23 protein-coding genes and 1 pseudogene are annotated in these 24,482 nt (G+C 71.5%); 13 read left to right on the forward strand and 11 right to left on the reverse strand.

Going from position 1 to position 24,482, the window contains the following annotated elements:
• The first annotated feature begins 47 nt into the window (after positions 1–47).
• Positions 48–2,105, forward strand: coding sequence for an APC family permease (locus ACFY01_RS11035; RefSeq protein WP_390735391.1), 2,058 nt, complete (start codon positions 48–50; stop codon positions 2,103–2,105).
• Positions 2,106–2,207: 102 nt separating this feature from the next.
• A complete protein-coding gene (locus ACFY01_RS11040) occupies positions 2,208–3,536 on the forward strand; it encodes a class I SAM-dependent RNA methyltransferase (protein WP_390735392.1) in 1,329 nt (442 codons plus the stop codon).
• A 498-nt stretch (positions 3,537–4,034) separates the two neighbouring features.
• Here ACFY01_RS11040 and ACFY01_RS11045 read toward each other — a convergent pair whose 3' ends face one another.
• Positions 4,035–4,394, reverse strand: coding sequence for a hypothetical protein (locus tag ACFY01_RS11045; RefSeq protein ID WP_390735393.1), 360 nt, complete (start codon positions 4,392–4,394; stop codon positions 4,035–4,037).
• Positions 4,395–5,715: 1,321 nt separating this feature from the next.
• Here ACFY01_RS11045 and ACFY01_RS11050 point away from each other — a divergent pair.
• The 3 genes and pseudogenes from ACFY01_RS11050 to ACFY01_RS11060 all read left to right on the forward strand — a co-directional run bounded on the left by ACFY01_RS11050 (position 5,716) and on the right by ACFY01_RS11060 (position 7,158).
• A complete protein-coding gene (locus ACFY01_RS11050; RefSeq protein ID WP_030176886.1) occupies positions 5,716–6,060 on the forward strand; it encodes a MerR family transcriptional regulator in 345 nt (114 codons plus the stop codon).
• 384 nt (positions 6,061–6,444) lie between these two features.
• Positions 6,445–6,954, forward strand: a pseudogene (locus ACFY01_RS11055) (RNase J family beta-CASP ribonuclease); the annotation flags it as partial.
• A gap of 36 nt (positions 6,955–6,990) precedes the next feature.
• Entirely contained in the window at positions 6,991–7,158 is a 168-nt protein-coding gene (locus ACFY01_RS11060) for a hypothetical protein (RefSeq protein WP_390735394.1), read from the forward strand.
• Between the two features lie 327 nt (positions 7,159–7,485).
• Here ACFY01_RS11060 and ACFY01_RS11065 read toward each other — a convergent pair whose 3' ends face one another.
• From ACFY01_RS11065 to ACFY01_RS11080, 4 genes are all read right to left on the reverse strand, one after another.
• On the reverse strand, positions 7,486–8,694 hold the full coding sequence (locus ACFY01_RS11065; RefSeq protein WP_390735395.1) for a phosphatidylserine/phosphatidylglycerophosphate/cardiolipin synthase family protein: 1,209 nt from the start codon (positions 8,692–8,694) through the stop codon (positions 7,486–7,488).
• 123 nt (positions 8,695–8,817) lie between these two features.
• Positions 8,818–9,609, reverse strand: coding sequence for a thioesterase family protein (locus ACFY01_RS11070; RefSeq protein WP_390735396.1), 792 nt, complete (start codon positions 9,607–9,609; stop codon positions 8,818–8,820).
• 33 nt (positions 9,610–9,642) lie between these two features.
• Positions 9,643–9,969, reverse strand: a complete 327-nt coding sequence (locus tag ACFY01_RS11075; protein WP_390735397.1) for a branched-chain amino acid transporter permease — start codon at positions 9,967–9,969, stop codon at positions 9,643–9,645.
• Entirely contained in the window at positions 9,962–10,705 is a 744-nt protein-coding gene (locus ACFY01_RS11080) for an AzlC family ABC transporter permease (protein WP_390735398.1), read from the reverse strand. Before ACFY01_RS11080 ends, ACFY01_RS11075 begins: the two co-directional genes overlap by 8 nt.
• 80 nt (positions 10,706–10,785) lie before the next feature.
• On the opposite strand from ACFY01_RS11080, the gene ACFY01_RS11085 reads away from it, so the two are divergent.
• Complete coding sequence (locus ACFY01_RS11085; protein WP_390735399.1) at positions 10,786–11,226, forward strand: Lrp/AsnC family transcriptional regulator; 441 nt, start codon at positions 10,786–10,788, stop codon at positions 11,224–11,226.
• Positions 11,227–11,433: 207 nt separating this feature from the next.
• On the opposite strand, the gene meaB is transcribed toward ACFY01_RS11085, so the two are convergent.
• The 4 genes from meaB to ACFY01_RS11105 all read right to left on the reverse strand — a co-directional run bounded on the left by meaB (position 11,434) and on the right by ACFY01_RS11105 (position 17,002).
• Complete coding sequence (gene meaB, locus ACFY01_RS11090; protein WP_390735400.1) at positions 11,434–12,429, reverse strand: methylmalonyl Co-A mutase-associated GTPase MeaB; 996 nt, start codon at positions 12,427–12,429, stop codon at positions 11,434–11,436.
• 5 nt (positions 12,430–12,434) lie between these two features.
• Positions 12,435–14,609 (reverse strand): methylmalonyl-CoA mutase, encoded by a 2,175-nt coding sequence (scpA, locus tag ACFY01_RS11095; protein ID WP_390735401.1) that lies wholly within the window; start codon positions 14,607–14,609, stop codon positions 12,435–12,437.
• Positions 14,609–16,417, reverse strand: a complete 1,809-nt coding sequence (locus tag ACFY01_RS11100; protein ID WP_390735402.1) for a methylmalonyl-CoA mutase family protein — start codon at positions 16,415–16,417, stop codon at positions 14,609–14,611. The genes scpA and ACFY01_RS11100 overlap by 1 nt, the downstream gene beginning before the upstream one ends.
• Before the next feature lie 84 nt (positions 16,418–16,501).
• The gene (locus tag ACFY01_RS11105) at positions 16,502–17,002 is read right to left on the reverse strand and encodes a MarR family winged helix-turn-helix transcriptional regulator (protein WP_390735403.1); all 501 of its coding nucleotides are present in this window, start codon (positions 17,000–17,002) and stop codon (positions 16,502–16,504) included.
• A gap of 100 nt (positions 17,003–17,102) precedes the next feature.
• Between ACFY01_RS11105 and ACFY01_RS11110 the strand changes: the two genes are divergently transcribed.
• Entirely contained in the window at positions 17,103–17,618 is a 516-nt protein-coding gene (locus ACFY01_RS11110) for a YceI family protein (protein ID WP_390735404.1), read from the forward strand.
• Between the two features lie 2 nt (positions 17,619–17,620).
• On the opposite strand, the gene ACFY01_RS11115 is transcribed toward ACFY01_RS11110, so the two are convergent.
• The gene (locus tag ACFY01_RS11115; RefSeq protein WP_390735405.1) at positions 17,621–19,303 is read right to left on the reverse strand and encodes a hypothetical protein; all 1,683 of its coding nucleotides are present in this window, start codon (positions 19,301–19,303) and stop codon (positions 17,621–17,623) included.
• Between the two features lie 313 nt (positions 19,304–19,616).
• Here ACFY01_RS11115 and ACFY01_RS11120 point away from each other — a divergent pair, with 313 nt between their 5' ends.
• A complete protein-coding gene (locus tag ACFY01_RS11120) occupies positions 19,617–20,006 on the forward strand; it encodes a cell division protein SepF (protein WP_361799995.1) in 390 nt (129 codons plus the stop codon).
• Positions 20,007–20,072: 66 nt separating this feature from the next.
• On the opposite strand, the gene ACFY01_RS11125 is transcribed toward ACFY01_RS11120, so the two are convergent.
• On the reverse strand, positions 20,073–20,441 hold the full coding sequence (locus ACFY01_RS11125) for a hypothetical protein (protein WP_390735406.1): 369 nt from the start codon (positions 20,439–20,441) through the stop codon (positions 20,073–20,075).
• A gap of 229 nt (positions 20,442–20,670) precedes the next feature.
• Here ACFY01_RS11125 and ACFY01_RS11130 point away from each other — a divergent pair, with 229 nt between their 5' ends.
• The 5 genes from ACFY01_RS11130 to ACFY01_RS11150 all read left to right on the forward strand — a co-directional run bounded on the left by ACFY01_RS11130 (position 20,671) and on the right by ACFY01_RS11150 (position 24,465).
• Positions 20,671–21,840 carry an AAA family ATPase gene (locus tag ACFY01_RS11130; protein ID WP_390735407.1) on the forward strand — a complete coding sequence of 390 codons (1,170 nt, stop codon included), beginning with the start codon at positions 20,671–20,673 and terminating at the stop codon, positions 21,838–21,840.
• The gene (locus ACFY01_RS11135) at positions 21,837–22,181 is read left to right on the forward strand and encodes a nucleotide pyrophosphohydrolase (protein WP_390735408.1); all 345 of its coding nucleotides are present in this window, start codon (positions 21,837–21,839) and stop codon (positions 22,179–22,181) included. The genes ACFY01_RS11130 and ACFY01_RS11135 overlap by 4 nt, the downstream gene beginning before the upstream one ends.
• A 166-nt stretch (positions 22,182–22,347) precedes the next feature.
• Positions 22,348–22,818, forward strand: a complete 471-nt coding sequence (locus ACFY01_RS11140; protein ID WP_390735409.1) for a DUF6099 family protein — start codon at positions 22,348–22,350, stop codon at positions 22,816–22,818.
• A 63-nt stretch (positions 22,819–22,881) separates the two neighbouring features.
• Positions 22,882–23,805 (forward strand): LLM class F420-dependent oxidoreductase, encoded by a 924-nt coding sequence (locus ACFY01_RS11145; RefSeq protein ID WP_390735410.1) that lies wholly within the window; start codon positions 22,882–22,884, stop codon positions 23,803–23,805.
• Positions 23,806–23,937: 132 nt separating this feature from the next.
• A complete protein-coding gene (locus ACFY01_RS11150; protein ID WP_390735411.1) occupies positions 23,938–24,465 on the forward strand; it encodes a hypothetical protein in 528 nt (175 codons plus the stop codon).
• Positions 24,466–24,482: the final 17 nt, after the last annotated feature.

Consider the following 24,482-nt stretch of genomic DNA (forward strand, 5'->3'; position numbering starts at 1 on the left):
GACGGCGGGTGGGCGACAGCCAGTTCGAAGGCTTACGATCCTCTCTCGTGTCCAAACTGACCGACGTGCCCAAACGGATCCTGATCGGGCGCGCACTGCGCAGTGACCGGCTGGGCGAAACACTCCTGCCGAAGCGCATCGCACTCCCCGTCTTCGCCTCCGACCCGCTGTCCTCCGTGGCGTACGCCCCCGGCGAGGTGCTGCTGGTCCTCTCCATCGCGGGCGTGTCGGCGTACCACTTCAGCCCCTGGATCGCGGTCGCGGTCGTCGTGCTGATGTTCACCGTGGTCGCCTCCTACCGGCAGAACGTGCACGCCTACCCCAGCGGCGGCGGCGACTACGAGGTGGCCACCACCAACCTCGGTCCCAAGGCCGGCCTCACCGTCGCCAGCGCGCTCCTCGTCGACTACGTCCTCACCGTCGCCGTCTCCATCGCCTCCGGCATCGAGAACCTCGGCTCCGCGGTCCCCTTCGTCGTCGAGCACAAGGTGTTCTGCGCGACCGCGGTGATCGTGCTGCTGACCCTGATGAACCTGCGCGGCGTGAAGGAGTCCGGGAAGCTCTTCGCGATCCCGACGTACGTCTTCGTCGGCGGCGTCTTCATCATGATCGCGTGGGGCGCCTTCCGCGGCCTGGTCCTCGGCGACACCATGCGCGCCCCCACCGCCGACTACCACATCAAGGCCGAGCACCAGGGGCTGGCGGGCTTCGCCCTCGTCTTCCTGCTGCTGCGCGCCTTCTCCTCCGGCTGTGCCGCGCTCACCGGCGTCGAGGCGATCTCCAACGGCGTACCGGCCTTCCGCAAGCCCAAGTCGAAGAACGCGGCGACCACGCTGGCCATGATGGGCCTGCTCGCGGTCACCATGTTCTGCGGCATCATCGCCCTGGCCATGGCGACCAACGTCCGCATGGCCGAGAACCCGGCCACCGACCTGATCCACAACGGCGTCGCCCTCGGCTCCGGCTACGTCCAGAACCCGGTGATCTCCCAGGTCGCCGAGGCGGTGTTCGGCAAGGGCAGCTTCCTGTTCATCGTGCTCGCCGCCGCCACCGCACTGGTGCTGTTCCTGGCCGCGAACACGGCCTACAACGGCTTCCCGCTCCTCGGCTCGATCCTCGCTCAGGACCGCTACCTCCCGCGCCAGCTGCACACCCGCGGCGACCGCCTGGCCTTCTCCAACGGCATCGTCCTGCTCGCCGGCGCGGCGGCCCTGCTCGTCGTCATCTACGGCGCCGACTCCACCCGCCTGATCCAGCTCTACATCGTCGGCGTGTTCGTGTCCTTCACGCTCAGCCAGACCGGCATGGTCCGGCACTGGAACCGCCACCTGACCACCGAGCAGGACCCGAACAAGCGCCGCCACATGATGCGCTCCCGCGCGATCAACGCCTTCGGCGCCTTCTTCACCGGCCTGGTGCTGGTCGTCGTCCTCGTCACGAAGTTCACGCACGGCGCCTGGGTGGCGCTGCTCGGCATGTGCATCTTCTACGTGACGATGACGGCGATCCGTAAGCACTACGACCGGGTGTCCGAGGAGCTCGCGGCTCCCGAGGGCCCGAGCGACGACAGCCTGAGGCCGTCCCGTGTCCACTCGGTCGTGCTGATCTCGAAGATTCACCGCCCGGCGCTGCGTGCCCTCGCCTACGCCAAGCTGATGCGCTCGGACTCCCTGGAGGCGCTCACCGTCAACGTCGACCCGGCGGAGACGAAGGCGCTGCGCGAGGAGTGGGAGCGGCGCGGCATCGACGTACCGCTGAAGGTGCTGGACTCGCCCTACCGCGAGATCACCCGCCCGATCATCGAGTACGTCAAGGGGCTGCGGAAGGAGTCCCCGCGCGACGCGGTCTCGGTGATCATCCCCGAGTACGTGGTCGGCCACTGGTACGAGCACCTGCTGCACAACCAGAGCGCGCTGCGCCTCAAGGGCCGCCTGCTGTTCACGCCGGGCATCATGGTGACCTCGGTCCCGTACCAGTTGCAGTCCTCCGAGGCGGCGAAGCTCCGGGCCCGCAGGCGGCAGGACTGGAACGCGCCGGGTGCGGTGCGCCGCGGTCCGGCCGAGCAGCGGGCGCACGCGGAGAAGCAGCCCAGCGCGAGGGACTGACGCGGGCGCCGGGGACCGGGCGGCGGCACGTAGACTGGTGGGCTGTTGTCAGGCCCCCGCCGCGGGCCGCCCCGCCCCTCCCCGATCTGGAGTCACCCCACCATGCAGGCAGAACCGAAGAAGTCGCTGGTGGGGGAGGAGTACGAGGTCGAGATCGGCCCCGTCGCCCACGGCGGTCACTGCATCGCCCGCACCGCCGAGGGCCAGGTCCTGTTCGTCCGGCACGCGCTGCCCGGCGAGCGCGTCGTGGCCCGGGTGACGGAGGGCGAGGAGGGCGCACGCTTCCTCCGCGCGGATGCCGTCGAGGTCATCGAGGCCTCCAAGGACCGCATCGACGCCCCCTGCCCCTACGCCGGCCCCGGCCGCTGCGGCGGCTGCGACTGGCAGCACGCCAAGCCGGGCGCCCAGCGCCGTCTCAAGGGCGAGGTGATCGCCGAACAGCTCCAGCGGCTGGCCGGACTCACCCCTCAGGAGGCCGGCTGGGACGGCACCGTCGTACCCGCCGAGGGCGACAAGCTGCCCGCCGGCGAGGTGCCGCAGTGGCGGACGCGGGTGCAGTACGCGGTGGCCCCCGACGGCCACGCCGGTCTGCGCCGCCACCGCTCGCACGAGGTCGAGCGGATCGACCACTGCATGATCGCCGCGGCAGGCGTCAGCGAGCTGGGCATCGAGAAGCGCGACTGGACCGGCATGGACGTGGTCGAGGCGATCGCGGCGACCGGCTCCCAGGACCGCCAGGTGGTCCTCACCCCGCGCCCCGGCGCCCGCCTCCCACTGGTCGAACTCGACAAGCCCGTCTCCGTCCTCCGGGTCGACGAGAGGTCCGGCGGCGTCCACCGCGTCCACGGACGCCCCTTCGTCCGCGAACGCGCGGACGGCCGTACCCACCGCGTCGGAGCCGGCGGCTTCTGGCAGGTCCACCCCAAGGCCGCGGACACCCTGGTCACGGCGGTCATGCAGGGCCTGCTGCCCCGCAAGGGCGAGATGGCCCTCGACCTCTACTGCGGCGTCGGCCTCTTCGCCGGCGCCCTCGCCGACCGCCTCGGCGAGACGGGCGCGGTCCTCGGCATCGAGTCCGGCAAGCGCGCGGTCGAGGACGCCCGCCACAACCTCGCCGACTTCCCCCGCGTCCGCATCGAACAGGGCAAGGTCGAGTCGGTCCTCCCGCGTACGGGCATCACGGAGGTCGACCTGATCGTCCTCGACCCCCCACGCGCGGGCGCGGGCCGCGGAACGGTGGCCCATCTGGCCTCGCTGGGCGCGCGGAGGATCGCGTACGTGGCCTGCGATCCGGCCGCGCTGGCCCGGGACATCGCGTACTTCCGGGAGGGCGGATACCGGGTGCGGACGCTGCGGGCGTTCGACCTGTTCCCGATGACGTCGCACGTGGAGTGCGTGGCGATTTTGGAACCGGCCACGAAGAGGCTCTGAGCTGCGGTTTTCTTGGGTTTCTCAGGCGTGGACGGTGCTGCTCGACCTGTTTTCCGAAGTACATGACGTGGAGCAGGTCGCGTGCCGGACGTACGCCCCTGACCGCGGCTTCGATCAGTGACGGGGGAGGTGGGCGCGTGGTGCTCCCGGTCTTCGCAGGGTCCGCGCCAGGCAGTTCTGACGCTCATGTGACGCTCGCTCTGATGGTGCGTCAGGTTGTGGGTGAGGGGTGGACTGTGCGGTCCGTGCGTCGAGTCGGGCGGCGACCGGACATGGCTGGCCACGCTGATCAGAGACTCCGGGCCTCCGAGTGCGGCATCGCCGAGGCGGTGCTCTCCGATCAGAGCTCCCGCTCAGGGTCCGACCTCCTGAGCCCCTGAGGCCGCCGATCCTTCCGGATCTCGAAGTCCATCGCAGCACCCCTTGGACCGGGGTGCTGCGACGACCACTAGAACGGAAGCGTGTCGGTGGGGCCTCTGTGTGCCGTGGGTCGGTGAGTCAATGGTCGGAGTAGCTGAAGTCGCCCACGGTCCAGGCACCGACGTCCTCGATCGCGACGCGGTACATCCCGCCTGTCTCCGGGATCCCCACCGTACCCTGCAGGATCCGGGCGACGTGGAAATGCAGATGCGTGGGCGGTCCGTCCTTCCTCGCGGGGTTGTCGAAGACGGCGGAGAACTCGCCCAGGTCGGCGGAGTCCGTCAGCACCTCCGACACCCTCTGACTCCACATGGCTTCCGGAGCCAGCCGACCGGTGATGACAGCACCACTGGTGACCACGGTCAGGGACATCTGATTGCTCTGCCCGGACTCCACAAGGGCGGCTATCGCAACGAGCAGCTCGTCAGGCTTCGACATGGGATCGGATTCTATGCACCGGCCCGCACGGGCGGCTTGGACGATGGCGCAACCGGGCGAGACGGGCGCATACGGCTCCCCTAGTGCCGCACTGCAGGCCGGGGGTGCGCATGTGCGGCGGCTGCGAGCCAGGGGCGTGCTTCGAGGCATTGGTCGACTGCCGCAGGTCTTCGATGAACGCTTGTGCGGTGTCGCGTGCGTCGGCAACGGCCGCGTGGGACTGGGCAGATGTGGCGTTTGCGAACATTGTGTTCATCAGGGTCACCCTCCTCTGCGGATCGTTCATGCCCGGCCCTTGCCTACCCGACCCTGCGCCCCGCCCGCCAACCCGCCCGAGCCACCGTGCTCGCCGGAGGGGGCTGGGGAGCCGGTGGGCAAGCGAGTCAGGGCCGCCATCGTGCTGGCCGACGACCCCGGCGGAGATCCGGCCGGCCGCCTGCTGTGACCGTCCCTGGGCGCCGGAACCTGGCGCAGGTGTCTACCTTCCCTCCAGGTAGTCGGCCGCCCGCTGAGCAGCCTCCTCCAACGACCGCCGCCGCGGCCCCATGCTGCGACGAGCTCCCGCCGTCGTTCATGGAAGCGGGCCAGCCAGCCTCCGCGCACACCGGAACCCCGCGGATCATTCACGGGACAAGAACATCCCATGGCCCGTTTGACGCGTACCTCGGCGGCCAGGGGCGGCGGCAGCCCTCAACTCAGGGCCATGAGCAATCTCAGCGCCAACGGCTGTACCGATGTAAAGGCCGGTCTCCATGGCGGTCATGCGCTGTCACCCCACCCTGGACCGGTTTTGTGCCTCCAGGCTCAGCATGTGATCGCCGAACCGGGAGGCAACCCGGGACAGCACTCTTCCGAGTGTGACTACGCAAGAAGTCCAGGCACTGACCATGGAGAAAACCTGTCGTGACGACAGTAGACGTTGGCCCGTCGCGGGGGTATTGTCTTTGTCGTACCCCAGGAAGTCGAAGTGGGCACGGCAGACACGAACTGCCATGCCGGCAGGTCAAGCAGGACACGGCCCAAGAGGGTCGTGAGCAGTACCCGCGGTATCCAGCAGTATCACCGAGTAACCGAAGGTAAGGAGCGAGACGCCATCAGGATCGCCCGGGCGAGGAAGCAGTCCGCCCGGGTACCGCAGGCCCCGGATTGGAAGGTGGTCCCCGGTCACGCATCCGCGATCCCCGCAGTCCAGCCCTCCCAGGCGGACCCTGCGGACATACAAGGCCGGCGCAGTTCGCCGGTAGATGGTGTTGAAAGCTCGGGGCCCGGGTGCCAGTACGGCGCCCGGGCCCCCCGACGTGTCCCCCGGAAGAAGAGGTCTATGCCCCCTGGCAGTTCCCGCGCCGTCACCCCTCTCGATGACGACGACTACCCCGCCTACACCATGGGCCGGGCCGCCGACATGCTCGGCACCACCCCCGCCTTCCTGCGCGCCCTCGGCGAACACCGCCTGATCACACCTCTGCGCTCCGAAGGCGGCCACCGCCGCTACTCCCGCTACCAGCTGCGCATCGCTGCCCGTGCCCGCGAACTCGTCGACCAGGGCACCCCCATCGAAGCTGCCTGCCGCATCATCGTCCTCGAAGACCAACTCGAAGAAGCGCAGCGCATCAACGAGCAAATGCGCACACAAGGCCCCGAGCCGCAGTCGAAAACCTCAGCCTGACCGGAAGCCGGCACAAAGACACGGACGACGCTCCCGGCCCGCCACCGACTGGACCCCACCATCGGTCCCTGAAACGAGCGCCCCTGACTCCCACAGGGCAAGGACCCCGGCGATCACCACGCTGGGGTCCTTCTCTGTCCGAAACGGTTCCACCAGTCCCGGGCCGGAGCCCTGCCAGCGCGCCGGTTGCCCATCGGCGGCCCGCCAGGCCCAGTGAGGCACACGCCTGCCGTGTCGACGTCCGTGCCGTCCCGCGCTTGGCACGATGGTTCTCATGCAGCCGCTGCCGGCTCCCTACCCCGTCGGCCTCATTCCCGACGCGACGGGCATGGCGGCCTTCAAAGTGGCGTACCGGCAGGCCAAGGAGCAGGACGCCGTCTTCGTCGCCACGTCATGCCCGTGCACGGCGAATGGCGCCACCTGCGGGCCAACGCCGACCTCGCCATCCGCACCGGTGTCGGCCCCGACCGGGTCGTCATCGCCGAGGACGGCGTCGTCGTCGACCTGGTCGACGGACGCGCGTCCATCACCGGCAAGGTCCCCGCCGGCAACGTCTACGTAGACGGCATGGAGGTCGGCGGCGCCACCGAAGCCTCCCTCAAGGACCGCCTCACCCTCGCCTCCGAAGGCGTGGTGACGGTGGTGGCGATCGTCGACGCGGACACCGGCGCGCTCGCCGAGGCCCCCGACTTCCTGGCCCGGGGCTTCGTCCACGACGACGCCACCTTCGAGCCGGTCGTCCCCGTCATCGAGAAGACCCTGGCCACCGCGGCCGAGGAAGGCGTCGGGGACGCGCGCCAACTCGAACAGCTCCTCGCCCGGGCCGTGGCGAACTGGGCGTTCCGCACCCACCGCCGCAAGCCCCTCATCATCCCGGTCATCATCGACGCCTGAGCCACACCCGGGCAGGCGTCCGGGGCGGACGCCGATGTGCACGAGGTGAAACTCGTCTACGAGTCGGTCCTGATGTCCAGCCCCATCACCGGCCCACCGGCCCACCGGCCCACCGGCCCACCGGCCCACCGGCCCACCGGGTCGGCCCGGGCGGCCCGGTGGCGAGCGCTGCGCCGGGCATCCCGCAGCGCCTCCAGCAGCTGACCTGCCGCCCGAGCAGCAACATGACGGCCACGGGCATCAGAAACGCGGACAGCCCGGTGTACCCGCCAAAGGAGGAGAAAAAGTTCGTCAGAGATGACGCTCATTTGACGCTCCGGCCGCCTCACAGCCCGCGCCCAAGGCAGGCCCATGTGACCCGCAGATTCTCCCGTCCACACACCTTGTGACGTGTTTCCGATGACGCATCATGTGGAGTGCGTGGCGATTCCGGAGCCGGCCGTAAAGGGGGCTTGACCCGCGATTCGGCAAGAGCGTCGGCGGGTCCCGACCGCGGCACCCGACTCCTTCGCGCCGGGCGCGCCAATCGGCTCACAGGAAGCGGCGGAGCGGTGCGACTGCCGTTTCTCCGGCGCGTTGCAGGAGTGCCCGTCGTCTCCACCGAGTGAGGTCGATGTCCACGCTGTGCTTCAGGTCCGCTTCGTAGTCGCGGTCGAGTGTGGCGGTGAACGTCTCGTCCAGGACGGCGAGCATGACCTCCTCGTCGTGGTCCATGGACCGGCGGTTGAAGTTGGTGGATCCGATGAGGGACGCGACCGAGTCCACGGTGATGATCTTGGCGTGCATCATGGTCGGCTGGTACTGACGGATGTGCACACCCGCCCGCAGCAGACGCGTGTAGTGGTGCTGACCGGCCAGTTGGCAGGCGCGCTGGTCGGTGTGGGGGCCGGGCAGGAGGATCTCGACCCGCACGCCGCGCCGAGCGGTCTCGCACAGCAGGTCGATGAAATAGGTGTCGGGAGCGAAGTACGCGGTGGCCAGCCGGAAGCGTTCCTCGGCGGAAGTGAGCATGACGCGGATGAGCGTCTGCATGTCCTGCCAGCCGAGGCTCGCGGAGCCGCGGACGACCTGCACCACCGACGAGCCTGCCTGCGGGTGTTCCGTGAAGCGGTCACGGTCGTCGAAGAGTTCGTCGTGGCACTCGGCCCAGTTCTGGGCGAACGCCGCTGCGATGCCGTCCACGGCCGGACCGCGCACCTGGACGTGGGTGTCGCGCCACTCGGCGGGGTTGCGGGCGTCGCCGCACCATTCCTCCGCGATGCCGACGCCCCCGGTGAAAGCGGTCTCCTCATCGACGATGAGGGCCTTTCGGTGGCAGCGGTGGTTCTGTTTGAACGGTGACAGCCACACGGGTTTGCGGAACCAGGCCACGTGTACGCCCGCGGCGCTCATGAGATCGAGCAACCGCCGCTCTATCTCCTTGGCGCCGAAGCCGTCGAGCAGCAGTCGCACGCGCACCCCCGCGCGGGCGCGGTCGGCCAGGGCGACGGCGAAGTCGTGGGCGATCTGGCCCCGCCAGTACACGAACGTCATCAAGTCGATGGTGTGCCGGGCCGAACCGATCGCCCCGAGCATCGCGGGAAAGATCTCGTCACCGTTGCGCAACGGCACCAGGTCATTGCCTTCGGTGGCGGCCACGCCTATCAGTCGCTCCAGGCGGCGGCGCAGGCGCTGCTTGCGTGCTGCCGTGTCAGGGGTGGCGCCGTCAGCAGGGGGTGCCGGTACACCGTCGAGTATCAAGCCGAATCCCCCCACTGCGACCAGGAGCAGAACGCCTCGGGCTGCCGGACGAGCCCGAACAAGCAGATGCCCGGCGGGCACCGTCTTACTCCAGTCCTCCGCTGTGGCGGCCCGCCGGGCTCGTCAGGACCCCGGCGCGGGCCGGACCGTGGGGATCTGCTGCGCCTGCCCGACCGGGCCGTCGACGTCGTGCAGGACCGTGCTGGTGAGGCCCTGGCCGGTGGGGCCGAAGGTGACCGTGGTGTCCAGGCCCGTCCAGGGGCCCCGTGGTCGGCGGTGGAGGTGGACCGTCAGGTCGACGTTGGGGAACATCCACGCGGTGGGTGGCTGGCGGACGGCTATGCCGTTGGCGGTGTCGACGAGGGCGAGGTACGACGCGAGCGGGCCGGCCGGGACGCCGGTGACCAGGTCGAGGGGCGTGGAGACCCAGGCGGTCGTACGGCCCGGCCTGGGCGGTTGGACCGGGCGGACGTCCAGGGAGGCGATGTAGCCGCCGGGCCAGACCTCGGACATCGGCCAGGAGGCGAGCGACTCCGGCGCGGGGAGTCGGTTGTCCGGGCCGCCCGCGACGGCGGCGGTGTCCAGGCCGGCCAGGAACCAGGCGCGGGCCCGGACGACCGGCCGGCCGGCGATCCGGACGACCGCTTCGAGGAGCTCGATGGTCCGTCCGGGGCGGATGGTGTCCACCTCGATCTCGCACTCGTCGAGGGCGAGCCGGCCGAGGATGTCGTAGCTGATCCGGGAGAGGAGCAGGCCGTCGTCCGGACCGGCGGCGCGGTGGCGGTCGATGGCGTGGACGACGAGTCCGCCCAGCGGGCTGAAGTGCTGCTCGTCCGGGTCCCAGGCACCGCCCGCGTGCGGCGTCGGCTTGTAGCGGTGCTCGTCGATGGGCTCGAAGTAGCTTCCGGGGTGCAACGGCGCTTCTCCTGGTGGTTCAGAGCGTGCGGGTCAGAGGGCGTTGAGCAGTACGACGTACAGGGCCGTGCCGGCCCCGACGCTGAGGATGGTGCGCCGGCCGAAGGACAGGTGGACGGCGATCGTGACGGCGATGGCGAGCAGCGCGTACCAGGTGCCGTGCCGGTCGGTCGTGATCGTGCCGTGCAGCGCGGTCACCGCGAGGATCGCGAGGATGCCCACCGGCATCCACACGGCCAGCCGTCGCACGATCGCCGAGTCGCGCAGCCTGCCGAGCAGGGCGAAGGGCACCGCGCGCAGGGCGAGGGTGATGGTGAACACGATCGCCAGGACGGAGATCAGGTACGAGGTGCTAGGCATCGGCGACGTTCCGGTCCGCGGTGTGCGTGGTGAAGTGGCGGGCCAGGAGCAGGCCGGCGAACAGCAACAGCGCGGTGAACATGGCCGTGCCCGGGGTGAGGACGAGCGCGACGGTGACGCTCGCGCCCGCGAGCAGCAGCGAGGGAAGCTCCGCGCGGGAGCGGAACGCGTCCAGGGTGAGCACGGTGAACAGGGCGCACAGCGCGAACTCCAGGCCCTTGACGGGCGTCGGCAGGGCCGAGCCCAGGGCGACGCCGACCAGCCCGCCGCCGACCCAGTAGGCCTCGCAGGCGATCTGCATGGCCAGCAGGCGGGGTGCGGAGCGTTCCGACTCGGGCAGGGCGGTGCTGACGGCGTACGCCTCGTCGATCATCCCGTAGACGGCGTACGCCTTGGCCACCGGATGCCTGACCAGGTGGAGCGGGAAGGAGAAGGCGTAGAAGACGTGCCGGAAGTTGACCACGAGCACGGTCAGCGCGACCGCGGCGAGCGGCGTGACGGTGGCCATCATGCCCACCAGCAGCAGCTCCAGAGAGCCGGCGAACGCGGCCAGGGACAGGGCGGGGGCGAGCCACCAGGGCAGTCCGGCCTGGATGATCAGCAGGCCGAGGGCGATGCCCAGGGGGAAGATGCCGAGGCCCGCCGAGAAGGAGTCGCGGACGCCCTCGGATATCCGTGTCCGGCGGGTGGCCGTGGCCTCCGGTGCCGTCGAGCGGGGGAGCACGTCTTGTTGCACAGGTCCATCGTCCCGCAGAAGCCGTGACATGTGGTTGCGAATATTGCCCCGCCGCGCGACTGGCGTGCAATATTTTCTCTGTGGACGCGATCGACAAAGCAATCATTGCCGAGCTGGAGCGGGACGGGCGGCTGACCAACGTGGAGCTGGCCCAGCGGGTCGGGCTGACCACCGGGCCGTGTCTGCGCCGGGTGCAGCGGCTGGAGGCGGACGGTGTCATCCAGGGCTACCGGGCCGTGATCGACCCCGCTTCCGTGGGCCGTTCCTTCGAGGTCCTGATCGACCTCAGTCTCGAGGCGCAGGACGCGGAGACGGTCGAGCGCTTCGAGGAGACCCTGGCGCGGGCCGAGGAGGTGCTGGAGCTGCGGCGGCTGTTCGGCAGCCCCGACTACTTCGTCCGTGTGGCCGTCGCCGATCTGCCCGCGTACGAGACGTTCCTCAGCCGACGGGTCATGACGATCCCCCGGATCAAGAACGTCACCTCGCACTTCACGATGAAGACCGTGAAGCCGCGCCCGTAGCGGGCCGGCGCCACCCGCGCCATCAGGGTGGGTACACCCCGACCAGATCATCTGCCTGTACACCGCCGAACCCGGCTCCGCCTCCGCGGCCGCCCTCAAGCAGCTCACCGGCCACCGCGCCCCGGCCGGCACGCCGGTACGGGCCGAGCGGGGCTGACCGGCACGCGGCCGTCGTGCGGGCGTGGCACCACCGGGATCCCGTCGTCGTCAGGACTCGCCGGCCGTCCCCTCGAACGCCCCCAGGATCCGTTCGGCCGCCAGCGTCGCCGTCAAGGAGCCGTCCCTGACCGCCTGTTCCAGACCGGGCGCGATCTCGCGCACCGCCGGATCCGCGTGCAGCCGGCCGAGGAGTTCGTCGCGGACCATCGCCCAGGCCCAGTCGACCTGCTGGTCACGGCGTTTGGCGGTGAGCCGTCCGGTGGAGTCCAGCAGCGTGCGGTGCTGTTCGAGCCGCTCCCAGACGGTGTCCAGGCCGGCCGACTCACGCGCGCTGCAACTGAGCACGGGCGGCGTCCAGAAGGCGTCCTTGCCGTGCATCAGCCTGAGCGCGCCCGCCAGTTCACGGGCGGCGGCGCGGGCGTCGCGCTCGTGCGGGCCGTCCGCCTTGTTGACGGCGATCACGTCGGCCAGCTCCAGGACGCCCTTCTTGATGCCCTGCAACTGGTCGCCGGTACGGGCCAGGGTCAGCAGGAGGAAGGAGTCGACCATGTCGGCCACCGCGGTCTCCGACTGGCCCACGCCGACGGTCTCCACCAGGATCACGTCGTAGCCCGCCGCCTCCATCACGACCATGGACTCACGGGTCGCCTTCGCCACCCCGCCCAGCGTGCCCGCGCTGGGGGAGGGCCGCACGAACGCCGCCGGGTCCACCGCCAGCCGGTCCATCCGGGTCTTGTCGCCCAGGATCGAGCCCCCGGTGCGGGTCGAGGACGGGTCCACGGCCAGCACCGCCACCCGGTGCCCCAGCGAGGTCAGCATCGTGCCGAACGCGTCGATGAACGTCGACTTGCCCACGCCCGGCACTCCGCTGATGCCGATCCGCCGCGCCCGGCCGCTGTGCGGGAGCAGCTCGGTGAGCAGCTCCTGCGCCAGCGCCCGGTGCTGCGGACGGGTGGACTCGACGAGCGTGATCGCGCGGGCCACGATCGCCCGCTTCCCGTCGAGCACACCCTTCACATACGTGTCGAGATCGATCGCTGCCATGGGGGCTACAGGTCGTGGCCGAGGTCGGCCGCCAGCCGCTTCACCAGGTCGTACGCCGCGTCCGGGATCACCGTCCCGGGCAGGAACACGGCCGCCGCGCCCATCTCCAGCAGCACCGGCACGTCCTGCGGCGGGATCACCCCGCCGACGACGATCGTGATGTCCTCACGGCCCTCCTCGGCGAGCTTCTCGCGCAGCGCCGGTACGAGGGTGAGGTGACCGGCGGCCAGCGAGGACACGCCGACCACGTGCACGTCCGCCTCGACCGCCTGGCGGGCGACCTCCTCCGGCGTCTGGAACAGCGGGCCGACGTCGACGTCGAAGCCCAGGTCGGCGAAGCCGGTCGCGATCACCTTCTGGCCGCGGTCGTGGCCGTCCTGGCCCATCTTGGCGACCAGGATGCGTGGCCGGCGTCCCTCGGCCTCCTCGAAGGCGTCCACCAGGGCACGGGTGCGGTCCACGTTCGGGGACTCCCCTGCTTCGTTGCGGTACACCCCGGAGATCGTACGGATCTGGCTCGCGTGCCGGCCGTACACCTTCTCCAGGGCGTCGGAGATCTCGCCCACGGTCGCCTTGGCGCGGGCCGCGTGCACGGCCAGCTCCAGCAGGTTGTCCTTGCCGTCGGCGGCCCGGGTGAGCGCGTCCAGCGCGTCCCGGCAGGCGGTCTCGTCCCGCTCCGCGCGCAGCCGCCGCAGCTTCTCGATCTGCTGGGCGCGCACGGAGGAGTTGTCGACCTTGAGGACCTCGATCGCCTCGTCACTCTCGACGCGGTACTTGTTCACGCCGATCACCGGCTGGCGCCCCGAGTCGATCCGGGCCTGGGTGCGGGCCGCGGCCTCCTCCACGCGCAGCTTCGGGATGCCGGCGTCGATGGCCTGCGCCATGCCGCCCGCCTGCTCGACCTCCTGGATGTGCTGCCAGGCCTTGCGGGCGAGGTCGTACGTGAGCTTCTCCACGTACGCGCTGCCGCCCCACGGGTCGATGACCCGGGTGGTGCCGGACTCCTGCTGGATCAGCAGCTGGGTGTTGCGGGCGATGCGCGCCGAGAAGTCGGTGGGCAGCGCGAGGGCCTCGTCCAGGGCGTTGGTGTGCAGCGACTGGGTGTGGCCCTGGGTCGCCGCCATCGCCTCCACGCAGGTGCGCGTGACGTTGTTGAACACGTCCTGCGCGGTCAGCGACCAGCCGGAGGTCTGCGAATGGGTGCGCAGGGAGAGGGACTTGGAGTTCTTCGGCTCGAACTGCGAGACCAGCTTGGCCCACAGCAGCCGGGCCGCCCTGAGCTTCGCGATCTCCATGAAGAAGTTCATGCCGATCGCCCAGAAGAACGACAGCCGCGGCGCGAACGCGTCCACGTCCAGGCCCGCCTCCCGCCCGGCCCGGATGTACTCCACGCCGTCGGCGAGGGTGTACGCCAGCTCCAGGTCGGCCGTCGCGCCCGCCTCCTGGATGTGGTAGCCGGAGATGGAGATCGAGTTGTAGCGGGGCATCCGCTGCGAGGTGTACGCGAAGATGTCGGAGATGATCCGCATCGACGGCTTCGGCGGATAGATGTAGGTGTTGCGGACCATGAACTCCTTGAGGATGTCGTTCTGGATGGTCCCGGCCAGCTTCTCGGGCGGTACGCCCTGTTCCTCCGCGGCCACGATGTACAGCGCCAGGATCGGCAGCACGGCGCCGTTCATCGTCATCGACACGGTCATCTTGTCCAGCGGGATGCCGTCGAACAGCTGCCGCATGTCGTAGATCGAGTCGATCGCCACGCCCGCCATGCCGACGTCGCCGGTCACCCGCGGGTGGTCGCTGTCGTAACCCCGGTGCGTGGGCAGGTCGAAGGCGACCGACAGGCCCTTCTGACCGGCCGCCAGGTTGCGCCGGTAGAACGCGTTGGACTCCTCGGCGGTGGAGAAGCCCGCGTACTGGCGGATCGTCCAGGGCTGGTTGACGTACATCGTCGGGTACGGGCCGCGCAGGTAAGGGGCGACGCCCGGGTACGTCCCCAGGAAGTCCAGGCCCTCCAGGTCACGCCCGGTGTACAGCGGCTTGACGCCGATGCCCTCCGGGGTCTCCCACAGCGGCTCTTCGCTCCCGGTCGCCCGCTTGACGGCCGTGCGCCACTCCTCGGCACTGCCGTCGGCGACGGGTGTCCCCAGCTCGATGCCGGAGAAGTCGGGGATTCCCATCAGGACACTCCCATGCGGTCCAGGGTCGCGGACAGGACGTCGACGGCGTCGCAGCCCGCGAAGACGTAACTGTCGACGCCCGCGTACTCGGCGGGGCGGCCCGCGAGGAACACGTGGCGGGCACCGGAGGCCTTGAGGAACTCGGCGGTCTGTTCGGCCTGCTCCCCGTACAGCGCGTCACTGGAGCACAGCACGGCCTCGGTGGCGCCGCTGTCCTCGAAACGGCCCTCGGTGACCGGCTCGATGCCGCCCGCCTGGAAGAGGTTGGCGGCGAAGGTCGAGCGCGCCGTGTACGCGGCGGCCGGTCCGATCGTGGCGAGGAAGACCCGGGGGCGGGCGCCGGTCGCCGCGAGGTGGGCGTCCGAGCGGGCGCGCAGGGTTTCGTACGCCTCGTCGCGGCGCACCCGAGGCAGCCCGCCGGACGGCGGCTCGGGGGCGGGCTCGCGCTCCACCGGCTTCTCCGCGAGGAGCGGGAACTCGCTGACACCCGTGATGGGTTCACGCCGCTTGGCGAGCCTCTTCGAGCGCTCCGCCCAGGTCGTCGCCAGGTCCGTGCGGATCCGGCCGGAGCGCAGGGCGGCCGCCGGGCCGCCGTCGCCCTCGATCGAACGGAAGTACTTCCAGCTCGCCTCGGCGAGTTCGTCGGTCAGCCGTTCCACGTACCAGGAGCCGCCCGCCGGGTCGATCACCCGGGCCAGGTGCGACTCCTCGACCAGGATCGTGGAGGTGTTGCGCGCGATACGGCGGGCGAACGCGTCGGGCAGGCCGAGGTCGTGGTCGAACGGCAGCACGGTGACGGCGTCCGCGCCGCCGACCCCGGCGGCCAGCGTGGCCACCGTCGTGCGCAGCATGTTCACCCACGGGTCGCGGCGGGTCATCATCACCGGCGAGGTCACGGCGTGCTGCACCTGTGCGCCCGCGCCCGGTGCCCCGCACACCTCGGCCACCCGCGCCCACAGCCGGCGCGCCGCCCGCAGCTTGGCGATCGTCAGGAACTGGTCGGCGGTGGCCGCGTACCGGAACTCCAGCTGTCCCGCGGCCTGTTCCACGGTGAGGCCGGCCTCGGTCAGCTCCCGCAGGTAGGCCACGCCGGTGGCCAGCGACAGGCCCAACTCCTGCGCGGCCGAACCGCCCGCCTCGTGGTACGGCAGCGCGTCCACGGTCAGCGCGCGCAGTCCCGGGTACGACTCGGCGCAGCGCGCGGCGAGCGCGGCGACCGGCGCGAAGTCCAGGGACGAGCCGGTGCGGGCCCGGTACCCGAGCGGGTCGGCGCCGAGGCTGCCGCGCACCGCCTTGGGGTCCACGCCCCGCTCCTCGTACAGTCGCAGCAGTGCCTCGGCCGTGGCCTGGACGTCCCGGCCCGCGTCGAGCACGACCGGCGCCAGGTCGAGGTAGACGCCGTCGAGCACGCGGCCGAGCGAGGCCACCGGGATACCGCCCTCGCCCAGCACGAGCCAGAGCGAGGTCACGCCGTTCTCCAGGTCGGTCAGGACCGCGCCGTCCTCGGCCACCGAGTGCCGCTGGCGCACGTCCCAGCCGCCCCCCGTGTTGCCTTCGGGGCGGCCGCCGCGTACGAACGGGGCGAAACCGGGCAGGCCGGGATCGGGCGCGGCATCGCGCGCCGTGTACAGGGGCCGGGTGCGCAGCCCGTCCTCCAGCGTCGTGGACAGAGCGTCCTCAGCTGCCGCGCCCGAGACTTCCTTGCCCGACTTGCGCAGCACACCCTCGACCAGGCGTTGCCACTGCTCGTGTGTCGCGTCAGGGAACTCGGCGGCCAGTGGGAGCCCGTCGTCAGGCAGGACCGTCATGCTCGGATGCTAGGGCAGGGCGCTCAAGTGGTAGCAGAGCGGGGGCTGTGACGTTTCCCTCGCGCTGGCTGTGACCTGCGCCTCTCAGCCCCCGGAAGGGTCGTCCTCGAGGTCCGGGACCAGCGCGCACATGGCCGCCCGCTGGTCGGCGCCCATGGAGTCGGCGAGGGCCTGTTTCACGGTCCCGGCCAGCAGGACGGAGGTCTCCCTCAGCCGTTCGCGGGCCTTCTCGGTGAGGGCGACCTCGATGCCGCGTTTGTCGCCGCAGACGGACTTGCGGGTGACCAGGCCGGCGTGCTGGAGGCAGGCGATCTGGTAGGTGAGCCGGGTCTTCGGGCGGCCCAGGAGGTCGGCCATCCGGGTCATGCGCAGGCCGCCGGGCTGTTCGGCCAGCAGGCACAGGATCAGGAACTCGTCGTGGGAGACGTCGAGGGTGTCCTTCACGACGGTCCGCAGGCGCTGTTCCACCGCGCCGGTCGCGGCCAGCAGGACCATCCAGGCGCGCAGCTCCGGCGGGAGGAGACCGGTGCCGTTCATGGACGGGCATTCGGGCTGGTCGGCGGGGTGCTCGGCGGAGGCTGCCATGGTTTTGAGTCTACCTGTTGTTCAAATTTGGATGAGGGGCTAGCGTGGTGTCATCCAAATTTGAACCACCTCGCCCTGATCACTCATTGGGAGTACGACCATGACCGTCGCCGTGGAAACAGGCCTCTGGCAGCTCGACCCGACCGCCTCCGCCGTGGCCGTACGGCACAAGACCTTCTGGGGCCTGGTCACCGTCAAGGGCACCTTCGCCGCCGTCGCCGGCCGGGGTGAGGTCGCGGCCGACGGCTCCGCCACCGGGACCGTCACCCTGGACGCCGCCTCCCTCGACACCGGGAACGCCAAGCGCGACACCCACCTGCGCGGCTCCGACTTCTTCGACGCCGACCACCACCCGGAGGTCACCTTCGCCGTGCGCGGCGCCGAACTCCGCGCCGACGACACCGCGCACGTCACCGGTCAGCTGACCGTCCGCGGCATCAGCCGGCCGCAGACCCTCACCGCCCGCCTGACGGGCGTGGCCGCCGACGCGCTCACGCTGGAGGCGGAGTTCACCGTGGACCGCGACCAGTTCGGCATGGGCTGGAACCAGCTGGGCATGATGCGCGGTCTGACCACGGTGACCGCCACGCTCCGGTTCACCCGCGCCGGGGCCTGACCTCAGCCCGTGCGGCGGACCCCGGTCAGCCGCACGTCCTGGCTGGTCAGGGTCTGCGGTACGGCTGTGAACGCGCGCAGCCGGATCCGGACGTTCGGGCGGGGCAGAGGGAACCGCCCGTCGGGTGCCCGGAGTTTCACCGTCGCCGTGGAGTGCGCGGGGATCGTGGCCGGGCCTCCCACCTGCGACCAGTACTTGCTCATCCCCTGGCCCGTGGTGAACATGAAGTGCGGGGTGAGGGCGGCGTCCGCCGTGTTGGTCACCCGCACGGTCACCCCCGACACCGCGCGCCCCGAGCCCCGCTGCACCGAGGCGAGCTCCATCCGCAGCGGCGGCGCGCCGGTCACCGCCATGGCCGCGCTCGCCAGCGCCGGGGTGAGCAGCAGCGCGGCCGCGGCGATCCGGGCGGGGCGCCGCCGCAGCCCGGACAGCGCCCCGGGCCAGGGCTGCCAGGCACGGCCGAAGTCCGAGAGGGGCACGGTGACCGCCGCCGCCAGCCACAGCGGGGTCATCATCAGGTAGTAGCCGTCCTGCGAACGGGTCGCCAGGTAGAACGCGCACCAGGGCAGGACCGTCGCCGCCGGGCCGAGCCGCCTGATGAACAGCACGAACAGCGTGAGCAAGGCCGCCGCCAGCAGCATGCTCGCGTAGCCGTACCAGTCCAGCCGGTCGCTGCCGTCGGTGAAGTACAGCGAGACGTCCACCAGGCCCTGCCCGTGCAGCACCGCGCCCTGGGTCAGCGGCAGCGCGATCCCGGCCAGCCACGGGCCCGGCTCGCTCACGATGAAGTACGTGTTGATCAGCAGCCAGGCCGTGGCCGCGATCCCGGCGATGCGCAGCAGCACCAGCGTCGCCGCCCGGCCGCCCAGTTCGCCGCGGCGCACCGCGTAGATCCCGGCCAGCAGGAACGGCGCGACGAACCAGGGCAACTGCTGCGCCGCGCAGGCCGCCCCCAGGCACGCGGCCCGCGCGATCCCCGCCGGGCCGAGCCGCCCGCCCCGCCCGATCCGGGGCCAGCGCACCGCGACCGGGATGAGCAGGGCCAGGCCCATGATCGCGGGATAGCCGAGCCGGGCGTACGTCGGCAGGAAGCCGAAGCCCAGGCAGGCCATCGTCGCCGCCGACCGCCACGGCACCGGCAGCATGCGCCACAGCACGACCGCGCCGGCGATCAGTGCGCCGGTGCTCGCGGCCGTCGCGGCGGAACCGGCGTGCCCCAGCCACAGCAGCGGCGCGGCCAGCAGCGGGGCCAGCGGCGGATAGCCGTACGTGTAGTCGTAGCCGCCGTCTATGGTCGGGGTCCGGGCGACGCCGTGGTCGAAGAGCCAGGGCCAGGGGTGGTCGTAGACCTGGTGGCCGTGGACCAGTTCCTTCGCGGCCTGCGTGGTCAGGGCCGCCTCGTCGCCGCCGCTGTGGTTCAGCGCCCAGGTGCACAGGGTGAGCGTCACCGCCGTCACCAGCACCAGCAGGTCCAGGCGGGCCAGTGAGCGGGCCCGGCGGACCGTCAGCGCGAGCACGCCGGTCGCCAGGATCGACGCGTAGCAGACGGAGATGACGGCCGCGAGGACCAGGCGGTGCGTGGCCGCCTGCGTCCACACCGTCCGGGTGCCGATGAAGAGGCTCACATTGGCCAGGACGGTGAGTACGCGGTGCCATTGCGCGGGTGGGTCCAGGGCGGCGGACACCGCCGACAGTGTCCGCCGGCTGGGTGTCACTCGTTGGGTTTCTGCCAAGTGCACGAGACCGGACGCTAATCCGGGGCGGTGAGCGGGGCGCGGGTGGAGGTGAAGAGTCCGGTGTGAGGGCGGTAAGAAGCCCTGATCCGGCAGGAATCGGTGGAGTTCGGCGCTGACCGGTGATGTCGTACATATCTTGTTTTCGAGCACGCAGAAACAGACGGGGCGGTCGCGCTTCGTGTCGTTGTTGGGCCGAACGGGTGACTTGGCGTAAGAATTGACCGGTGCAGGCAATGAGTGCGAGTCAGGTCGGGGGGAGCCGGTGAACCGATACGACGTCACCGATGAACAGTGGGAAGGGCTCGCCCAGGTCGTGCCGCTGCGGGGCCGGGACGCCTGGCCGTCCGCGGTGAACCACCGCTCGCTGCCGGACGCGGAGACCGAGACCCGCCGCCGGTTTGTGGTGCTCCGGGTCAACGTGTTCGCCGACGCCCGCGACGTGGCCGAGACGATCATGGCGGGCGCGCCCGTGCTGCTCGACCTGTCGGGCGCCGAGACCGAGGTCGCCAAGCGCGTCCTGGACTTCAGCACCGGGGTCGTCTTCGGTCTGGGCAGCGGGATGCACCGCGTCGACCGGAACGTCTTCCTGCTCACCCCGCCCGGCACCGAGGTCAGCGGGCTCATGGAGGGCGCGGGCGTGTCGGGCACGTGAGCCCGGCCGGTCCCCCGATCGTAGGAAGGTCCGCGGGAGGGAACGGTTCGCCGTACCCGCGGAGCCCTACGGTCCGGACATGCCCCTCTCGCAGCCGCCGTCCGCATCACCGCCACCCCCCTCCGTCCCGCACACCGGGACCGCCGCCCCCGAACCCCGGACCGGGACGCCCCGGCCCACCGGTGCGGGGTCGTCGCCCGCGTCGTCGGCCTCCGTGCCGCCCGCCTCGGCCCCGCCGTCCGGGAGCGCCGCTCCCACACCTCGGGCCGGGGCGGCCTGGCCCGCCGAGCCCGGCCGTCGCGAGTCACCGACGGGGTCGGTGGGCGCCGCCGGGGCGGGGTCGTCGCCCGCGTCGTCGGCCTCCGTGCCGCCCGCCTCGGTCCCGCCGTCCGGGAGCGCCGCTCCTGAACCACGGGCCGAGGGTCTCCTGGCCACCGGGGTCCGGTCGCGGGGAGCGTCGGTCGTTGACCGGGCCGGGGCCGTTCCGTCGGGTCCTGTTGTCAGGGCCGGTGCCGGGGCCGTTCCGTCGGGTCCTGTCGTCGGGGCCGGTGCGGGGGTCGTTCCGTCGGGTTCTGTCGTCGGGGCCGGTGCCGGGGGCGTTCCGTCGGGTTCCGTCGCCGAGGCCGGTGGGGGTGAATCGTCGCCGGAGCCCCTCGCGGGCGTCGTGAGCGGGCGGCCGGTACCGGTGCCGGGGGCTGTTCCGGCCGCCAGGGCGGGGGCGTGGGAGCGGCCGCGGATCACCGAGTTGCGGCTCTCCGCGTTCGCCGGGCACCGGCGGGCCGGGTTTCCGCTCGGGCCGCTGACCCTGTTCGCCGGGCCGAGCGGCAGCGGGAAGTCGACGGCGCTCCAGGCGTACGAGGCGCTGGCCCGGCTCGGGGGCGGCGCCGAGCTCGCGGAGGCGTTCCCGGACCCGGTCGCCTGCGTGCCGGAGCGGGCCCGGCCCGATGCCCAGCGGCGCCGCGGCTTCCGTATCGGCTGTACGGCCGACGGCGCCGAGGGCCCGGTCCGGCTCGACGTCGCGGTGCAGGCGGAGCCGGAGTTGCGCATCGTGGGGGAGCGGTTGACCGCGGGCGGGCTGGTGCTGCTCGAGACGGCCCTGCGCGACCCGGGCCGCAGGACGGTGCAGGCCGCCTGGCACACGGCGGGCTCGGCACCGGTGACCCGCGCCCCGCTCCCCGACGACCGGCTCGGCACCCCGCTCCTCCCGCTGCGGGTGGCCGGCAAGACGGACGGGCAGCGCCAGGTGCTCGCCGCCGCCGAGCAGATGGTCGTCGCCCTGCGCTCGGTCTTCGCCTGCGATCCCCGGCCCGACGGGATGCGCGCCGCCGTCCCCCTGGGCTCCGGACGGCTCCTGTCCGGCTGCGACAACCTCGCCGACGTCCTGTGGCGCACCCGCGCGGAGTGCGGCCGGCGGCACGCGCAGCTCGTCGCTTCGGTACGCGCCGGCTGCGCGGGCCCCGTCGCCGACCTGCTGGCCGAACCGCTGGGCGATGGGACCGTACGCGCGGTGCTCGACCGGGGCGACGGCATCCGCACGGCGCTCGGCCGGCTCGGCGACGGCGAGCTCAGGTACGTGGCGCTGGCGTTGGTCCTGCTCACCGGCCCGAGCGTCCTGGACGTCGACCCGCCCGGCGAGGTCCCCGCGGCGCTGCGCTCGCTCACCGTCCTCGCCGACGGCCTGGACCGGGCGCTGGACCCCCGGCAACGGGCGGAGCTGCTGCGGCTGGCGGAGTGGACCTGCGGAGCCGGACACATCCGGCTCCTCGGGACGGTCGGGGACGCCTCGTGGGCCGCCGGGGCGGAGGGCGTGACGGTGGTACACCTGACGCCGTGACGGAACACCTGGACGTGGCGAAACTGCAGCGCCGACTGGCCGAGTTCGCGGCCGCCCGGAACTGGCAGCCCTACCACACCCCCAAGAACCTCGTGGCCGCCCTCAGCGTGGAGGCCTCCGAACTGGTCGAGATCTTCCAGTGGCTGACGCCCGAGGAGTCGGCCCGCGTCATGGACGACCCCGGCACCGCGCACCGCGTCACGGACGAGGTCGCCGACGTGCTCGCCTATCTGCTCCAGCTGTGCGAGGTGCTCGGCATCGACCCGCTGGCCGCGCTGGACGCCAAGATCGACCGGAACGAGCGGAGGTTCCCGGTGCGGGAGGAGGACGGCAACCCGTAACGCCCCTGCGGAAGATCGTTCTCCACTATTACTCTACGGAGTCAAAAAGCTCGTCGAATCCGAATTGTTGTCCAGGAATTTCCGTCTTCCTCTGGCTTTACGTCTCACACGCCCTCACTCTGGGTAGTGAACAAGATGAGTTCCGGCGGACGGACGGGGGCAGCGTATGGACGCGGTGCGACTCATCGTGACAAGCAGGCGTGCCCTGGCGGCCAGCAGTGAGGTGGCGCAGGCCCTGACCGAGGTGTGGCAGGCGCAGGCCCTCGCCCAGGCGATCGGCAGCCGTCTCGCGGTCTCCGGCCCACCCGAACTGCGGGGCGAGGCCCTGGGTTTGACCGAGCTGGCGGGTCGGGGCTGCGGCGTCCTGGACACGCCGGCCCTGGACCCCGGCGACCTGCGCGCCGCCCAGCTGACCGAGCTGGACGACGCCCGCCAGGCCCTGCTCTGCCTCGGCGGCCTGCTGGGCGAGGTCGGTATCGCCCTCGTCGGCATCGCCAGTGCCGCGGCCGACGAGGCGACGTACTGGCAGTGCATGGAGGCGATCGACGCGGCGGACGAGTCCCGGGACCGCGTCCTGGAGATGCTCCGGAAGCTGGCGGCGAGGGAGGCGGCGCTGCCGGAGAGAGAGGCCGGGTGACCGCCGGCTGAAGGTCCGGGTACCGGTGCGGCCGGCGGGACCACCGGCGTGCAGGATGGACGCATGGACCTTCGAATCTTCACCGAGCCCCAGCAGGGCGCCTCCTACGACACCCTGCTCACCGTGGCGAAGGCCACCGAGGACCTCGGCTTCGACGCCTTCTTCCGCTCCGACCACTACCTCAGCATGGGCGACGTGGACGGCCTCCCCGGCCCCACGGACGCCTGGATCACCCTGGCCGGTCTGGCCCGCGAGACCAAGCGGATCCGCCTCGGCACACTGATGACCGCCGGCACCTTCCGGCTGCCCGGTGTGCTCGCCATCCAGGTCGCCCAGGTGGACCAGATGTCCGGCGGCCGGGTCGAACTCGGCCTCGGCGCGGGCTGGTTCGAGGAGGAGCACAAGGCGTACGGCATCCCGTTCCCGAAGGAGAAGTTCGCCCGCCTGGAGGAGCAGCTGGCGATCGTCACCGGGCTGTGGCAGACCAAGCTCGGCGACACCTTCGACTTCCACGGCACGTACTACGACCTCACCGACTCACCCGCGCTGCCCAAGCCCGCCCAGCAGAGGATCCCGGTGCTGATCGGCGGACAGGGTGCGACCCGCACCCCGAGGCTGGCCGCTCAGTACGGCGACGAGTTCAACATGCCCTTCTCCTCGGTCGAGGACAGCGAGCGGCAGTTCGGCCGGGTGCGCGCCGCCGCCGAGGCGGCCGGCCGCGGCCCCGACGAGCTGACGTACTCCAACGCGCTCGTCGTCTGCGTCGGCAAGGACGACCAGGAGGTCGCCCGCCGGGCCGCCGCGATCGGCCGTGAGGTGGACGAGCTGAAGGCCAACGGTCTGGCGGGCACCCCCGCCGAGGTCGTCGACAAGATCGGCCGGTACGCCGCGATCGGCTCCCGGCGCATCTACCTCCAGATCCTCGACCTCACCGACCTGGACCACCTGGAGCTGATCGCCGGCCAGGTCCAGTCCCAGCTGTCGTAGCGCCCCGGCCGGCGGGTGCCGGTGCCCGGCTCACGAGCCCCGGGACCCGCCGGCCGCAGCCGTGACGAGCCTGTGACCGGAACTATGGCTTCCGTCACCGCCTCGCCCCCTCTGCCCTGCTGAGATCGCCCGATGGACGACGATTCCCTTCTCAGCGTCTTCTTCGGCCTGCTGAGCATCGCGGTCTGGCTCGCGGTCCCCCTCTGGGTGATCGCCGTCATCGTCAAGCTCGTGTCCGTGGTGCTCCCCGGCAGGCGCCCGGACCGGCGGCCGGGCCTGCTGCGCTGGTCGGCGTGGATGGCGGGCTGGGCCGCCGTCATCCTGTATCTGCTGGGCGCCGGAGCGGTCGCGTTCTCCGTGCACGAGTCCTCCTCCGGAGCTGACTCCACACCGGCCCTCGAGTGCCGCGACGACTTCCCGCCCGGCGTGCTCGTGGGCCAGACGGCCTCCTGGGTGCCGCTCCGCTTCGACTGCGTCCTCGCCGACGGCAGCACCCACCCGAGCAGCCCTGCCTACTTCTGGATCAACGCCTTCGTCGTCGGCCTGGGTCTCGCCGCCGTGGTCCTCGCGGTGTCGGCCGCGAGGACGTCCGGCCGCGGACCGGAGCCGGACGCGCCGGTCGTGGAGCCCGGGGCGGGAGACGTTCCCCGCCCCGGGTGACGACGGTCAGGTCCCGG

Source organism: Streptomyces sp. NPDC001480, assembly GCF_042894725.1.
In the GTDB taxonomy this organism is placed as follows: domain Bacteria; phylum Actinomycetota; class Actinomycetes; order Streptomycetales; family Streptomycetaceae; genus Streptomyces.